Origin of the sequence: Klebsiella sp. 7-CIP_Kleb., from assembly GCF_050378655.1 — a bacterium.
Classification (GTDB): Bacteria; Pseudomonadota; Gammaproteobacteria; order Enterobacterales; family Enterobacteriaceae; genus Klebsiella; species Klebsiella quasipneumoniae.
Genome location: NZ_JBNRLJ010000001.1, coordinates 913,557 through 926,752, shown reverse-complemented (window position 1 = coordinate 926,752; position 13,196 = coordinate 913,557). Strand labels below are relative to the sequence as shown.

Below are 13,196 nucleotides of genomic sequence, written 5' to 3'. Positions count from 1 at the left end.
CTAGTTCTCCAGTTGGTGCAGGATACGATTAACTTTATCAAAAGTTTCCTGATATTCTGCGGCTTCCTCACTATCCGCCACAATCCCGCCGCCGGCGGAACAGTACAGTTGCCCCTGCCAGGCCGTTAGGGTGCGAATGGTGATGCTGGTATCCATATTGCCGCAATAGCTCAGATAGCCGATGCTCCCGCACCAGGCGTTACGTCGCTGGGGTTCCAGTTCATCAATAATCTCCATCGCCCGGACCTTCGGCGCGCCGGTGATCGACCCTCCCGGGAAGGCGGCGCGCAGCAGATCGCTGGCGTGCAGCGTTACCGGCAGGCGGGCGGTGATGGTGCTGACCAGATGATGGACCGCCGGGAAGGGCTCCACCACGAACAGCTCAGGGACCCGCACGCTGCCCGGGACGGCGACGCGGCCGATGTCGTTGCGCATCAGGTCGACAATCATTAAATTCTCGGCGCGATCTTTCGGCGAGTTCGCCAGCTTCTCCGCCTGCTGCGCATCCGCCAGCGGCGAATCGAGCCGCGGCAGGGTGCCCTTAATCGGGCGCGTCTGGATTTCCCCCTGGCGGAGCTGAATAAATCGCTCCGGCGACAGGCTTAAAATCGCCCCTTCCGCAAGGCGGATGAAGGCGCTAAAGGGGGCGCGGTTGGCGGCGTTCAACTGGCGGAAAGCCTGCCATTCATTCCCGACGTAGCGGGCCTGAAAACGCTGGGCGAGATTGACCTGATAGCAGTCACCGCTGCGCAGATAGGCCTGCACCTGACGAAATTTCTCGCCGTATTGCTGGCGGCTCATATTTGACTGCCAGGCAGAGGTCAGGGCGAAGGTTTCACCTGGCGCCGACGTTTGCGCCTCCAGCCACTGCAGACGCTGCTGCGGGTCGTCATAGCTGAGCAGCGACACCTGCTGGCGCTGATGGTCGACGATTAGCGCCCAGTCATAAATCCCCACCGCCATATCCGGCAGCGCGATATCGGCCTGCGCCACAGTGGGAAGTCGCTCAAAACGGCGGCCCAGATCGTAACCGAACAGCCCCAGCGCGCCGCCAAGAAACGGCAAATCCTCATGGGGCTGCGGCGTGAACGGCTGACGATCCAGCTGCTGCTGGAGTAGTTGCAGCGGATCGTCCGCCGAGACAAAAGTGGTCTCGCCGTCATCGACCCAGGTCTGTTCACCGCGCGTCAGCAGCGTGGCGCGCGGGGCCGCCACCAGGATATCAAAACGGTTATGCGGGTGGTCGGCAAAGCCGGAATGTAGCAGCATCGCCCAGGGCAGGGCGCTTAACGGCGTAAAATAGTATTCGGCGGCATCCGGGCGCCAGGGCAGGGTAATAATCGCGGGGGACAACATCTTTCTCGATCCTGAACGTTACCGTCCCTCTGGCGTAGGCGGGGACGGCGTGAAATAATTACGCCCCACAATGTAGCAGGAGTACAAGATGTTTGCAGGTTTACCTTCGCTGAGCCACGAGCAACAGCAAAAAGCGGTCGAACGTATCCAGGAGCTGATGGCCCAGGGGATGAGCAGTGGCCAGGCGATTGCCCTGGTGGCGGAAGAGCTACGCGCGACGCATACCGGCGAACGGATTGTCGCGCGCTTTGAAGATGAAGACGAAGACGAGTAATTACACCGCGGCGATAATTTTGATTTCAACCTTATACTGCGGGTTCATCAGCGTTGCTTCCACCGTGCAGCGCACCGGGGCGTGACCGGCTACCACCCAGGCGTCCCACGCTTTATTCATCGCCGCAAAGTCGCTTTTGTCGGCGAGGAAAATGGTGGCGTCAAGAATGCGCGACTTGTCGCTGCCCTGTTTTTCCAGCACCGCGTCAATCTGCGCCAGGGTGTTGGCGGTCTGCTCGAAGGCATCGGCATCAAGATTCGCCGGCACGCCGGTGTAGTAAAGGGTCTGATTGTGGATCACTACATCTGACCAGCGGGCTTCGGCATCAATACGCGTAATTGTCATTTCTCATTCCTCTCTGAGCATTCCATTTAGCTGCGGCAAGACTGCCATAATGTTCCGCTCGCGTCACTACCCGGACTGGCGAAACGCCGCCCTCCCTGACATAATCACTGTCCAAATAACCAGGGGGCAATGTGATCGACGATTTTGCAGCAGACGGCCAGCTAGCCAAAGCCATACCGGGATTTAAACCGCGCGAGCCGCAGCGCCAGATGGCGGTGGCGGTCAGCGAAGCGATTGAGGCCTCCCGGCCGCTGGTGGTGGAAGCGGGGACCGGAACCGGTAAAACCTACGCTTACCTGGCGCCAGCGCTGCGGGCGAAAAAAAAGGTGATTATCTCCACAGGGTCGAAAGCGCTGCAGGATCAGCTCTACAGCCGCGATCTGCCCACCGTCGCCAAAGCGCTCAAATTCACCGGCAAACTGGCGCTGCTCAAAGGGCGCTCCAACTACCTGTGCCTCGAACGCCTGGAACAGCAGGCGCTGGCGGGCGGCGATCTGCCGGTGCAAACCCTCAGCGACGTGATCCTCCTGCGCTCCTGGTCGAACCAAACTCAGGATGGCGATATCAGCACCTGCGCCAGCGTGGCGGAAGATTCCCAGGCCTGGCCGCTGGTCACCAGTACCAACGATAACTGCCTCGGCAGCGACTGCCCGCTGTATAAAGATTGCTTCGTGGTGAAGGCGCGTAAAAAAGCGATGGACGCCGACATAGTGGTCGTCAACCATCACCTGTTCCTTGCCGATATGGTGGTCAAAGAGAGCGGCTTTGCCGAACTGATCCCCGAGGCGGAGGTGATGATCTTCGACGAAGCCCATCAGCTGTCGGATATCGCCAGCCAGTACTTTGGCCAGTCGCTCTCCAGCCGCCAGCTGCTGGATCTGGCGAAAGACATCACTATTGCCTATCGCACCGAACTGAAAGACACTCAACAGCTGCAAAAATGCGCCGACCGCCTGGCGCAAAGCGCCCAGGATTTCCGCCTGCAGCTGGGGGACCCTGGCTACCGCGGAAACCTGCGCGAACTGCTGGCGGACAGCCACATTCAGCGGGCGCTGCTGCTGCTCGATGATGCGCTTGAACTGTGTTACGACGTCGCCAAACTCTCGCTGGGGCGCTCGGCGCTGCTCGATGCCGCCTTTGAGCGCGCCACCCTTTATCGCGGGCGCCTGAAGCGGCTGAAAGAGATCAATCAGCCGGGCTACAGTTACTGGTATGAGTGCACCTCGCGCCACTTTACCCTTGCGCTGACGCCGTTGACCGTGGCCGAGAAGTTTAAAGAGGTGATGGCGCAGAAGTCGGGGAGCTGGATCTTTACCTCGGCGACACTGTCGGTAAACGACGATCTGCACCATTTCACCGCCCGGCTGGGGATCGACGAGGCGCAGACACTGTTGCTGCCGAGCCCCTTTGACTATCAGCATCAGGCGCTGCTCTGCGTGCCGCGTAACCTACCGCTGCCGAACCAGCCCGGCGCGGCGCGCCATCTGGCGGCGATGCTCAAGCCGCTGATCGAGGCTAACGACGGTCGCTGCTTTATGCTGTGCACTTCGCACGCCATGATGCGCGATCTGGCGGAGCAGTTCCGCGCCACCATGACTCTGCCGGTGCTGCTGCAGGGCGAGACCAGTAAAGGCCAGCTTCTGCAGCAGTTCGTCAGCGCCGGCAATGCCCTGCTGGTGGCCACCAGCAGCTTCTGGGAAGGGGTCGACGTGCGCGGCGACGCGCTGTCGCTGGTGATCATTGATAAGCTGCCGTTTACCTCGCCGGACGATCCGTTGCTGAAAGCGCGGATGGAAGATTGCCGGCTGCGCGGCGGCGATCCGTTCGATGAAGTGCAGCTCCCGGACGCGGTGATCACCCTTAAGCAGGGGGTGGGCCGCCTGATCCGCGATATCGACGATCGCGGGGTGCTGGTGATCTGCGACAACCGGCTGGTGATGCGCCCCTACGGCGCGGTCTTTCTGGCCAGTCTGCCGCCGGCGCCGCGAACCCGCGATATCCGCCGGGCGGTGCGCTTTCTCGCCGTGCCGCCGGCAAGGTAATCCGCCCTGAAATGTGTTAAGCTGCGCGCCATTTTGTTAATTAGCGGTTCCCACTAGACTTCGGGCGGTGTGGCGACGGGTTGTCCGTCTGCCGGAAAACAGGCTGCCTGAAGGCCTGAACTATGTAACGAGAGCGTGACCACCCATGCGAATTTTGGCTATCGATACCGCCACAGAAGCCTGCTCCGCAGCGCTGTGGAATGATGGCACCCTTAGTGCTCATTTCGAAATTTGTCCCCGCGAACATACCCAACGTATCCTGCCGCTGGTGCAGGAGGTCCTCGCCGAGAGCGGCACCACCCTGACCGAGCTGGACGCGCTGGCCTTTGGCCGCGGTCCTGGCAGCTTTACCGGCGTACGCATTGGCATCGGTATCGCTCAGGGGCTGGCGCTGGGCGCGGAGCTGCCGATGATCGGTGTTTCCACACTGGCCACCATGGCGCAGGGCGCGTGGCGCAAAACCGGCGCCACCCGCGTGCTGGCGGCGATTGACGCCCGGATGGGGGAAGTCTACTGGGCCGAGTATCAGCGCGACGAGCAGGGCGTCTGGCACGGCGAAGAGACGGAAGCGGTGCTCAAACCGGACGCGGTGGCCGAACGGCTGGCGCAGCTTTCCGGCGAATGGGCCACCGTCGGCACCGGCTGGCAGGCGTGGCCGGATCTGGCGAAAGAGAGCGGACTGACCTTAAGCAGCGGCGAAATTGAACTGCCGGCGGCAGAGGATATGCTGCCGTTAGCCTGTTATCTGCTGGCGGCAGGGAAAACCGTGGCCGTGGAGAAAGCGGAGCCGGTTTATTTGCGTAACGAGGTGGCGTGGAAGAAACTTCCGGGCCGCGAGTGAATCTCAGTAACAAGAAGACTGAGAAAAGGAGTCGCATCATGGCGGGTCAAAAACAGGGCGTTCGCTGGCTGCTGGCCGCGGCGGTTGCCGTTGCGCTGAGCGGCTGCGTATCGGTGCCGGATGCCATCAAAGGCACCAGCCCCACGCCGCAGCAGGATTTAGTGCGGGTGATGAATGCCCCGCAGCTGTACGTCGGTCAGGAAGCGCGCTTTGGCGGCAAGGTGGTCAACGTGCAGAACCAGCAGGGGAAAACCCGCTTAGAAATCGCTACCGTGCCGCTGGACAGCGGTGCGCGACCGGAACTGGGCGAACCCTCGCGCGGGCGGATCTATGCCGATGTTAACGGCTTCCTCGATCCGGTGGACTTCCGCGGTCAGCTGGTGACCGTGGTCGGGCCGATTGCCGGGGTGGTCGAAGGCAAAGTAGGCAGCACGCCCTACAAATTTATGCTGATGAACGCCACCGGCTACAAACGCTGGAACGTGGTGCAGCAGGTGGTGATGCCCCCGCAGCCGATCGACCCGTGGATGCTGGGTCCGCGCCCCTGGGGTTACGGCTATGGCGGATGGGGTTGGTACAACCCCGGCCCAGCAGAGGTCAGAAACGTTGTAACCGAATGATTTTGTTGTTTTTGTTAGTTCAAAGAAACAGCGGCCGGTCCGCTGTTTCTTTGTTTTCAGTCGAATAAGAAAAAAAATAGTGACGCGCTTCGCAACCTGCTCATTGCCTAATTAATAAACTGGTACGCTGAGTTAATATAATGTTAACAAAATGTATTTTCCAGGGGCTGTGATGACGACGAATAACTATTTCAGAGGTGATGCAGTGAAAAAGGTTTGGCTAAACCGTTATCCCGCAGATGTTCCGGCGGAGATAAATCCTGACCGCTATCAATCCCTGGTTGAACTGTTTGAACATGCCACCACCCGCTACGCCGACCAACCGGCGTTTATCAATATGGGTGAAGTGATGACCTATCGTAAGCTGGAAGAGCGCAGTCGCGCCTTCGCCGCTTACCTTCAGGAGGGCTTAGGACTACAGAAGGGCGACCGGGTGGCCCTGATGATGCCTAACCTGCTGCAGTATCCGGTGGCCCTGTTTGGCATCCTGCGCGCCGGGATGATCGTGGTTAACGTCAACCCCTTATATACCCCGCGTGAACTGGAGCATCAGCTCAACGACAGCGGCGCGGCGGCGATCGTCATCGTCTCCAACTTTGCCCATACCCTGGAAAAAGTGGTGGCGAAGACCCAGGTGAAACACGTGATCCTGACGCGCATGGGCGACCAGCTCTCCACCGCCAAAGGCACGCTGGTGAACTTTGTGGTTAAGTACATCAAGCGGCTGGTGCCGAAGTACCATCTACCGGATGCCATCTCGTTTCGCAGCGCGCTGCAGCACGGCTATCGCATGCAGTACGTGAAGCCGGAGATCGTTGCGGAAGATCTGGCGTTTCTACAGTACACCGGGGGCACCACCGGGGTGGCTAAAGGGGCGATGCTGACCCACCGCAACATGCTGGCCAACCTTGAGCAGGTCAATGCCACCTACGGCCCGCTGCTGCATCGCGGCAAAGAGTTTGTGGTCACCGCGCTGCCGCTGTATCACATTTTCGCCCTCACCATGAACTGCCTGCTGTTTATCGAGCTGGGCGGGCAGAATCTGCTGATCACCAACCCGCGCGATATCCCCGGGCTGGTGAAGGAGCTGGCGAAATATCCGTTTACCGCCATGACCGGGGTCAACACCCTGTTCAACGCCTTGCTGAACAACAAAGAGTTCCAGCAGCTTGATTTCTCCTCGCTGCACCTCTCCGCCGGCGGCGGTATGCCGGTGCAGCAGGCGGTGGCTGAGCGCTGGGTGAAACTGACCGGACAATATCTGCTGGAGGGCTACGGCCTGACCGAGTGTTCGCCGCTGGTCAGCGTCAACCCGCACGACATCGACTACCACAGCGGCAGCATTGGCCTGCCGGTGCCCTCCACTGAAGCCAAACTGGTGGACGACGACGATAACGAAGTGGCGCCGGGTCAGCCGGGCGAGCTCTGTATCAAGGGGCCGCAGGTGATGCTGGGCTACTGGCAGCGTCCTGACGCGACGGATGAGATTATTAAAGACGGCTGGTTGCACACCGGGGACATCGCGGTGATGGATGAAGAGGGATTCCTGCGCATCGTTGACCGGAAAAAAGATATGATCCTGGTGTCGGGTTTTAACGTCTATCCGAATGAAATCGAAGATGTGGTCATGCAGCACAGCGGCGTGCTTGAGGTGGCGGCCATCGGCGTGCCGTCCGGCAGCAGCGGCGAAGCGGTGAAGATCTTCGTGGTGAAGAAAGATGCCGCGTTAACCGAAGAAGCGCTGATTACGTTCTGCCGTCGCCATTTGACCGGTTACAAGGTACCGAAGCTGGTGGAATTCCGTGACGAACTGCCGAAATCCAACGTCGGGAAAATTTTGCGGCGAGAACTGCGTGACGAAGCGCGCGCTAAAGTGGACAATAAAGGCTAAGTAACGAATGAGTCGCCAGACGCCGGCTACGCCGGCGTTTTTTATGGGCGCAAGTTAAGAGAGTATGCTTTGAACTATCAGATGATCACCACCGACGATGGCCTGCGCGCTGTCTGCGAAGCGGCAAGCGCCGCCTCCGCCGTCGCTCTGGATACGGAATTTGTCCGTACCCGTACCTATTACCCGCAGCTGGGCCTGCTGCAGCTGTTCGACGGCCGCCAGGTCTCTCTGATCGATCCCTTAACGATTACCGACTGGGCGCCGATGCGCGACCTGCTGCTCAACCCGGATGTGACCAAATACCTGCATGCCGGCAGCGAAGATTTAGAAGTCTTTCTCAACGCGTTCAACCTGATGCCGCAGCCGCTGATCGACACCCAGATCCTGGCAGCCTTCTGCGGTCGGCCGATGTCCTGGGGCTTCGCCTCGATGGTGGAAGAGTATTCCGGGGTTGCGCTGGACAAAAGCGAATCCCGCACCGACTGGCTGGCGCGTCCGCTAACCGAGCGTCAGTGTGAATATGCCGCGGCCGACGTCTGGTACCTGTTGCCGATCGCCAGCCAATTAATGGCGGAGACCGATCGCGCGGGCTGGCTATCGGCGGCACTGGACGAATGCCGCCTGATGCAGCAGCGTCGCCAGGAGGTGGTCGACCCGGCCGAGGCCTGGCGCGATATCGGCAACGCCTGGCAGTTGCGTACCCGCCAGCTGGGCTGCCTGCAGCTGCTGGCGGAGTGGCGCCTGCGCAAAGCGCGGGAGCGCGACCTGGCGGTGAACTTTGTGGTGCGGGAAGAGCATCTGTGGAGCGTGGCGCGCTATATGCCCACCAGCCTCGGCGAGCTCGACAGCCTCGGGTTGTCCGGTAGCGAAATTCGCTTTCATGGCAAAACGCTGATTAGCCTGGTCGAGAAAGCACAGGCGCTGCCGGAGTCGGCCCTGCCGGCGCCGCTGCAGAATCTGATCGACATGCCGGGCTACCGCAAAGCCTTTAAAGATATTAAAGCGCTGGTGCAGGAAGTGAGCGCTGAGAAGGGCGTAAGCGCGGAGCTGCTGGCGTCGCGTCGGCAGATCAACCAGCTGTTGAACTGGCACTGGCAGCTGAAAACGCAGGCCGCTGAGCCTGAGCTGATTTCCGGTTGGCGTGGTGAGCTGATGGCCGAACGGCTGAAGAGGCTGTTAAGCGACTATCCGCGCTAGCGGACGGTCTGGTTCAGGCCATAAAAAAACCGGCGGCGCGTGGCGTAGCCGGTTTTTTTTCGGGATGGAACAGCAGGTCAGGGTTTCGACTCTTCCGTTTCGGGTAGGGTCACGTTCAGCTCAAGAATGGAAATATCACCGTCCCGCTGCTCCAGTTGCACGCTGACCATCTCCGGGTCGATCTGCACGTATTTACAGATCACTTCCAGGATATCTTTGCGCAACTGCGGCAGGTAATGCGGCTCCGCGTCCCCGCGGCGGCGCTCGGCGACGATGATTTGCAGGCGTTCTTTCGCAATATTAGCCGTGTTCTTTTTTCGCGAGAGAAAAAAGTCGAGTAAAGCCATAATTTATCCTCCGAACAGGCGTTTGAGGAATCCTTTCTTCTCTTCTTCAATGAAGCGGAAAGGGCGTTCTTCTCCGAGCAGACGTTCAACGGTATCGGCATAGGCTTTGCCTGCGTCCGACGCGGCATCGAGGATCACAGGCTCACCCTGGTTGGATGCGCGCAGGACTGACTGGTCTTCCGGGATCACGCCCACCAGGTTGATGCGCAGAATCTCCAGCACGTCTTCCATGCTCAGCATATCGCCTTTATTGACGCGGCCTGGATTGTAGCGGGTCAGTAGCAGGTGCTCTTTGATCGGCTCTTCGCCATTTTCCGCACGACGGGATTTGGAGGCGAGAATGCCAAGGATACGGTCGGAGTCGCGAACGGAGGAGACTTCCGGGTTGGTAGTGATAATGGCTTCGTCAGCGAAATAGAGCGCCATCAGCGCACCGGTCTCAATGCCTGCCGGGGAGTCACAGACGATGAAATCGAACTCCATCTTCTTCAGTTCTTCGAGAACTTTGTCGACGCCTTCGCGGGTCAGGGCGTCTTTATCCCGGGTCTGGGACGCCGGAAGAATGTAGAGGTTTTCCGTGCGCTTATCTTTGATCAGCGCCTGGTTCAATGTGGCATCGCCCTGGATGACGTTGACGAAATCATAAACGACGCGACGTTCGCAGCCCATAATCAGGTCGAGGTTACGCAGGCCGATGTCGAAGTCGATAACGACGGTTTTCTTTCCCTTCTGGGCCAAACCTGTAGCGATGGCCGCGCTGGAGGTGGTCTTGCCAACGCCCCCTTTACCCGAAGTCACAACAATAATGCGTGCCATAGAAATTCCTTGTTAAAAAGGGATTAATTTAACGGTTGAATTGTCAAAGCGCTTTCGCCTAAACGCAGGCGTGCCGCTTTGCCATAAAATTCGGCCGGGATGTTATCGCTCAGCCAATATTCCCCGGCGATGGAGACCAGCTCCGCCGCAAGGTGGGTACAAAATATCTGGGCGTCTCTGTCGCCACCGGCGCCTGCCAATGCGCGTCCTCGCATCATGCCATATACATGGATATTGCCGTCAGCGATAAGTTCCGCACCGGCACTCACATGATTTGTAACAATAAGATCACAGTGTGGCGCATAAATGCGCTGACCGGAACGTACCGGCTGATCAATCAAACGCGTTTTTGTGATCTGACTAGCAACTGGCGGCGGCGGGGCGGGTTCGGACGGTGCCGGACGAGGGGCTTTTTCTTTCCCTTCGGTTAATAACGGGATCCCGGCGCGGTCGATTTCGGTTTTCAGGCGCGGGATTTTGCATCCGCTGACGCCCATAATGCGTAAACCGGTCGCGGCGATAGCCTCGTTGACGGCGCGCCATTCGACACTCTCCTCGACGCTGGCGATATTCACCACCACCGGAGCATGGCGTAAAAAGGCGGGAGCCTGGGCGATTTTGTCTTCTAACGCCTGACGAATAACCTCGGGATTTGCATCGTGCAAATGAACGACAGATAACGTGAAGCTACTGCCTTTAAGTTCGATTGGCGTATTTGACATCCTGGCCTTACTCAATTTGCTGTTTATCGACCGCCGAAGTGCGGTGATATTCCGAAGACTAAAAGGCATGTTATAGTCACTGATATATTGAGGCAAGTGACCACGGGTCTAATTCCGAGTAAAACTATGTTTTGTGTGATCTATCGAAGTACTAAACGTGAACAAACCTATTTATACGTCGAAAAAAAGGACGATTTCTCACGCGTTCCTGACGAGCTCATGCGCGGTTTCGGCACGCCGCAAATGGCGATGCTGCTGCCGCTGGATGGGCGCAAAAAACTGGTTAACGCCGACCTTGAAAAAGTGAAACAGGCGCTAAGCGAACAGGGCTATTACCTGCAACTTCCTCCGCCATCTGAAAATCTACTAAAGAAACACCTGGCGGAACAGGGGAAACAATCCGATTAACCCACGAGGGAAAATAATGTACCAACATCATAACTGGCAGGGAGCGCTCCTGGATTATCCGGTGAGCAAAGTGGTTTGCGTCGGCAGCAATTATGCAAAGCACATCAAGGAAATGGGCAGTGCGACGCCGGAAGAGCCGGTGCTGTTTATTAAACCTGAGAGCGCGCTGTGCGATCTCCGTCAGCCGTTGGTGCTTCCTGAGGGGCTGGGTTCGGTGCATCATGAAGTGGAGCTGGCGGTGCTGATCGGCGGTACGCTGCGTCAGGCGACGGAAGAGCATGTGCTGAAAGGGATTGCCGGCTATGGCGTCGCGCTGGATCTCACCCTGCGCGACCTGCAAGCTAAAATGAAAAAGGCCGGGCAGCCGTGGGAGAAGGCCAAAGGCTTCGATAACGCCTGTCCGATTTCCGGCTTTATTCCGGCGGCCGAGTTCCACGGCGACCCGCAGAATACGCCGTTAAGTCTGAAGATTAACGGCGAAGTGCGCCAGCAGGGCACTACCGCCGACATGATCCATAAGATTGTGCCGCTGATCGCCTATATGTCGCGCTTCTTTACCCTCAAAGCCGGCGACGTGATCCTCACCGGCACCCCGGAAGGGGTGGGACCGCTGCACAGCGGCGACGAGCTGCAGGTCGGTTTCAACGGCCTGTCGCTCACCACCCGCGTACTGTAAGCGCGGTTTGCCGCCTTTTGGGGCGGCAAAACTTGCATCGTCGTGCCAGACTGGTTATAAGGTGCACCCTTAACTGGCAACGACGGACATTCCGATGAGCGAACAACCTTTCTGGCAACAAAAAACCCTGGATGACATGACCGACGCGGAGTGGGAATCGCTGTGCGACGGCTGCGGCCAGTGCTGCCTGCATAAGCTGATGGATGAAGATACCGATGAGATCTACTTCACCAACGTCGCCTGCCGTCAGCTCAATATCAAAACCTGCCAGTGCCGTAACTACGAGCGTCGCTTCGAATATGAGCCGGACTGCATCAAGCTCACTCGTGAAAATCTGCCGACCTTCGAATGGCTGCCGCCGACCTGCGCCTATCGCCTGCTGGCGGAAGGCAAACCTCTGCCGGCCTGGCACCCGCTGCTGACCGGCTCAAAAGCGGCGATGCACGGCGAACGCATCTCCGTCCGCCATATAGCGGTGCCCGAGTCCACCGTTGTCGACTGGCAGGACCATATCCTCAATCTGCCTGACAGGGCGCGGTAAGCCCGTCACGCTTTCTTCGCGTGAAACAGCCCGTTTTCACCGTCGGTTTCTTCCGCCACCCAGAAGTGAATATTGAAGCGGGCATCGTCGCTGAGTTCGACGCGGTGCCAGTACTGCGGCGGACTGGTGGCAAACTGCCCGGCATGAATCACGACTTTTTTCTCCGGCTCCGTCGCCTGTTCATTGGCAAAACCGTAATAGGTGACCGTACCTTCCATGACGCACAACTGACCGAAGACACCGGCCGCGGTGTTGTGGTGGCTCAGCAGGGCGGCGGGGACGTTCTCTTTGGTAAAGAACGGGGTGGAGCGTTTAACTTTCCAGTCTGCGGGGATCAGTAAAGATGACATGTGAGCTCCTGTGGGGTTATAAAAGATGTATTTAATATGCACCTTTTGGTGTCTGTGGTCAACCACGGACAGGAAACGATTCAGTGATGAACGGCAGGCACAAAAAAACGCCCCGTAGGGCGTTTCAGTGTGCGGTACTCGCTGCGGCTTAGCGGCCAAACAGATCGCGCTTTTTGGCTTTAAAAGGCTGAGCAACGATCACCAGGATAGCGACCACCAGATAAGCCGCGAAAATCCCCACCAGCCATTGCGGCATCTCCAGCGACAGGAACTGCCACTGGCGTACCGAACAGTCGCCGGACGCGACAAACACCTGCGGCAACCATTTATCCAGCGGCAGCCAGCTCGGGAAACGGGCGGCGAAATCGCAGGTCTGGAACGGCGATGGGTGCAGCTGAATCATCGTATGTTCCCACGCCAGCTGTAGCCCACGTACCGCGCTGTACAGCCAAATCAGCATGGCGACATAGCGCAGCGGCGTTTTAGGGGCGATAGCGCCCACCAGCCCCGCGCCCATGATGCCAAACAGGGCGCAGCGTTCATAAATGCACATCACGCACGGCTGCAGCAGCATCACGTGCTGGAACCACAGCGCGACGAGTTCGAGAATGAACGCGGTCAAGGCCATCAGCAGCCAGGCGCCGCGTCCCCGCGAGCACTGGTTTAAATATTGCAACATAATCATTTCCCTGGAAGATGCTAAATCATGGCAGTGTAAACGAAAACCGTACCGACGCCAGCGGCCCGGCGGAAAATATTACGTAACTGGT

General features: G+C 58.6%; 16 protein-coding genes. 9 read left to right on the top strand and 7 right to left on the bottom strand.

The window, feature by feature from the left end; all coding sequences use genetic code 11:
* Positions 1–1,356: an aminodeoxychorismate synthase component 1 gene (gene pabB, locus ACQUTI_RS04575; RefSeq protein WP_122543203.1), complete on the bottom strand. Its 1,356-nt coding sequence runs from the start codon at positions 1,354–1,356 to the stop codon at positions 1–3.
* A gap of 88 nt (positions 1,357–1,444) precedes the next feature.
* On the opposite strand from pabB, the gene ACQUTI_RS04570 reads away from it, so the two are divergent.
* On the top strand, positions 1,445–1,630 hold the full coding sequence (locus tag ACQUTI_RS04570) for a YoaH family protein (RefSeq protein WP_004203339.1): 186 nt from the start codon (positions 1,445–1,447) through the stop codon (positions 1,628–1,630).
* Here the strand turns inward: ACQUTI_RS04570 and ACQUTI_RS04565 are convergent, their stop codons facing one another.
* Positions 1,631–1,975, bottom strand: a complete 345-nt coding sequence (locus tag ACQUTI_RS04565; RefSeq protein WP_002910910.1) for a RidA family protein — start codon at positions 1,973–1,975, stop codon at positions 1,631–1,633.
* 131 nt (positions 1,976–2,106) lie between these two features.
* Between ACQUTI_RS04565 and ACQUTI_RS04560 the strand changes: the two genes are divergently transcribed.
* The 5 genes from ACQUTI_RS04560 (at position 2,107) to rnd (ending at position 8,566) form a co-directional block, all read left to right on the top strand.
* Complete coding sequence (locus tag ACQUTI_RS04560; RefSeq protein WP_254465440.1) at positions 2,107–4,017, top strand: ATP-dependent DNA helicase; 1,911 nt, start codon at positions 2,107–2,109, stop codon at positions 4,015–4,017.
* 145 nt (positions 4,018–4,162) lie between these two features.
* Positions 4,163–4,858: a tRNA (adenosine(37)-N6)-threonylcarbamoyltransferase complex dimerization subunit type 1 TsaB gene (gene tsaB / locus ACQUTI_RS04555; RefSeq protein WP_017900203.1), complete on the top strand. Its 696-nt coding sequence runs from the start codon at positions 4,163–4,165 to the stop codon at positions 4,856–4,858.
* 38 nt (positions 4,859–4,896) lie between these two features.
* Positions 4,897–5,478 (top strand): Slp family lipoprotein, encoded by a 582-nt coding sequence (locus ACQUTI_RS04550; RefSeq protein WP_032456304.1) that lies wholly within the window; start codon positions 4,897–4,899, stop codon positions 5,476–5,478.
* Positions 5,479–5,683: 205 nt separating this feature from the next.
* Positions 5,684–7,369: a long-chain-fatty-acid--CoA ligase FadD gene (fadD, locus tag ACQUTI_RS04545; RefSeq protein ID WP_025999236.1), complete on the top strand. Its 1,686-nt coding sequence runs from the start codon at positions 5,684–5,686 to the stop codon at positions 7,367–7,369.
* 81 nt (positions 7,370–7,450) lie between these two features.
* Positions 7,451–8,566 (top strand): ribonuclease D, encoded by a 1,116-nt coding sequence (rnd, locus tag ACQUTI_RS04540; protein ID WP_072140568.1) that lies wholly within the window; start codon positions 7,451–7,453, stop codon positions 8,564–8,566.
* Between the two features lie 77 nt (positions 8,567–8,643).
* Here the strand turns inward: rnd and minE are convergent, their stop codons facing one another.
* Genes minE through minC form a run of 3 tightly spaced genes read right to left on the bottom strand, consistent with a single transcriptional unit; the run spans position 8,644 to position 10,451 of the window.
* Positions 8,644–8,913 (bottom strand): cell division topological specificity factor MinE, encoded by a 270-nt coding sequence (gene minE, locus ACQUTI_RS04535; protein ID WP_004103270.1) that lies wholly within the window; start codon positions 8,911–8,913, stop codon positions 8,644–8,646.
* 3 nt (positions 8,914–8,916) lie between these two features.
* Entirely contained in the window at positions 8,917–9,729 is an 813-nt protein-coding gene (gene minD, locus ACQUTI_RS04530; protein ID WP_002910900.1) for a septum site-determining protein MinD, read from the bottom strand.
* A 23-nt stretch (positions 9,730–9,752) separates the two neighbouring features.
* Positions 9,753–10,451 carry a septum site-determining protein MinC gene (gene minC, locus ACQUTI_RS04525; protein ID WP_004203323.1) on the bottom strand — a complete coding sequence of 233 codons (699 nt, stop codon included), beginning with the start codon at positions 10,449–10,451 and terminating at the stop codon, positions 9,753–9,755.
* Positions 10,452–10,577: 126 nt separating this feature from the next.
* Here minC and ACQUTI_RS04520 point away from each other — a divergent pair, with 126 nt between their 5' ends.
* The 3 genes from ACQUTI_RS04520 to ACQUTI_RS04510 all read left to right on the top strand — a co-directional run bounded on the left by ACQUTI_RS04520 (position 10,578) and on the right by ACQUTI_RS04510 (position 12,076).
* Positions 10,578–10,859, top strand: a complete 282-nt coding sequence (locus ACQUTI_RS04520) for a YcgL domain-containing protein (protein WP_004203320.1) — start codon at positions 10,578–10,580, stop codon at positions 10,857–10,859.
* Positions 10,860–10,875: 16 nt separating this feature from the next.
* A complete protein-coding gene (locus tag ACQUTI_RS04515) occupies positions 10,876–11,535 on the top strand; it encodes a fumarylacetoacetate hydrolase family protein (RefSeq protein ID WP_017900198.1) in 660 nt (219 codons plus the stop codon).
* 94 nt (positions 11,536–11,629) lie between these two features.
* Positions 11,630–12,076, top strand: a complete 447-nt coding sequence (locus ACQUTI_RS04510) for a YcgN family cysteine cluster protein (RefSeq protein WP_017900197.1) — start codon at positions 11,630–11,632, stop codon at positions 12,074–12,076.
* Positions 12,077–12,081: 5 nt separating this feature from the next.
* On the opposite strand, the gene ACQUTI_RS04505 is transcribed toward ACQUTI_RS04510, so the two are convergent.
* Positions 12,082–12,426, bottom strand: coding sequence for a DUF1971 domain-containing protein (locus ACQUTI_RS04505; RefSeq protein ID WP_002910895.1), 345 nt, complete (start codon positions 12,424–12,426; stop codon positions 12,082–12,084).
* A 148-nt stretch (positions 12,427–12,574) separates the two neighbouring features.
* Entirely contained in the window at positions 12,575–13,105 is a 531-nt protein-coding gene (gene dsbB, locus ACQUTI_RS04500) for a disulfide bond formation protein DsbB (protein ID WP_004203315.1), read from the bottom strand.
* Positions 13,106–13,196 lie beyond the last annotated feature (91 nt).

Excerpts from the sequence above, each read along its gene's own strand:
- pabB (WP_122543203.1), bottom strand. The coding sequence starts at position 1,356 with ATGTTGTCCCCCGCGATTATTACCCTGCCCTGGCGCCCGGATGCCGCC.
- ACQUTI_RS04570 (WP_004203339.1), top strand. The coding sequence starts at position 1,445 with ATGTTTGCAGGTTTACCTTCGCTGAGCCACGAGCAACAGCAAAAAGCG.
- ACQUTI_RS04565 (WP_002910910.1), bottom strand. The coding sequence starts at position 1,975 with ATGACAATTACGCGTATTGATGCCGAAGCCCGCTGGTCAGATGTAGTG.
- tsaB (WP_017900203.1), top strand. The coding sequence starts at position 4,163 with ATGCGAATTTTGGCTATCGATACCGCCACAGAAGCCTGCTCCGCAGCG.
- ACQUTI_RS04550 (WP_032456304.1), top strand. The coding sequence starts at position 4,897 with ATGGCGGGTCAAAAACAGGGCGTTCGCTGGCTGCTGGCCGCGGCGGTT.
- rnd (WP_072140568.1), top strand. The coding sequence starts at position 7,451 with ATGATCACCACCGACGATGGCCTGCGCGCTGTCTGCGAAGCGGCAAGC.
- minE (WP_004103270.1), bottom strand. The coding sequence starts at position 8,913 with ATGGCTTTACTCGACTTTTTTCTCTCGCGAAAAAAGAACACGGCTAAT.
- minD (WP_002910900.1), bottom strand. The coding sequence starts at position 9,729 with ATGGCACGCATTATTGTTGTGACTTCGGGTAAAGGGGGCGTTGGCAAG.
- minC (WP_004203323.1), bottom strand. The coding sequence starts at position 10,451 with ATGTCAAATACGCCAATCGAACTTAAAGGCAGTAGCTTCACGTTATCT.
- ACQUTI_RS04520 (WP_004203320.1), top strand. The coding sequence starts at position 10,578 with ATGTTTTGTGTGATCTATCGAAGTACTAAACGTGAACAAACCTATTTA.
- ACQUTI_RS04515 (WP_017900198.1), top strand. The coding sequence starts at position 10,876 with ATGTACCAACATCATAACTGGCAGGGAGCGCTCCTGGATTATCCGGTG.
- ACQUTI_RS04510 (WP_017900197.1), top strand. The coding sequence starts at position 11,630 with ATGAGCGAACAACCTTTCTGGCAACAAAAAACCCTGGATGACATGACC.
- ACQUTI_RS04505 (WP_002910895.1), bottom strand. The coding sequence starts at position 12,426 with ATGTCATCTTTACTGATCCCCGCAGACTGGAAAGTTAAACGCTCCACC.
- dsbB (WP_004203315.1), bottom strand. The coding sequence starts at position 13,105 with ATGTTGCAATATTTAAACCAGTGCTCGCGGGGACGCGGCGCCTGGCTG.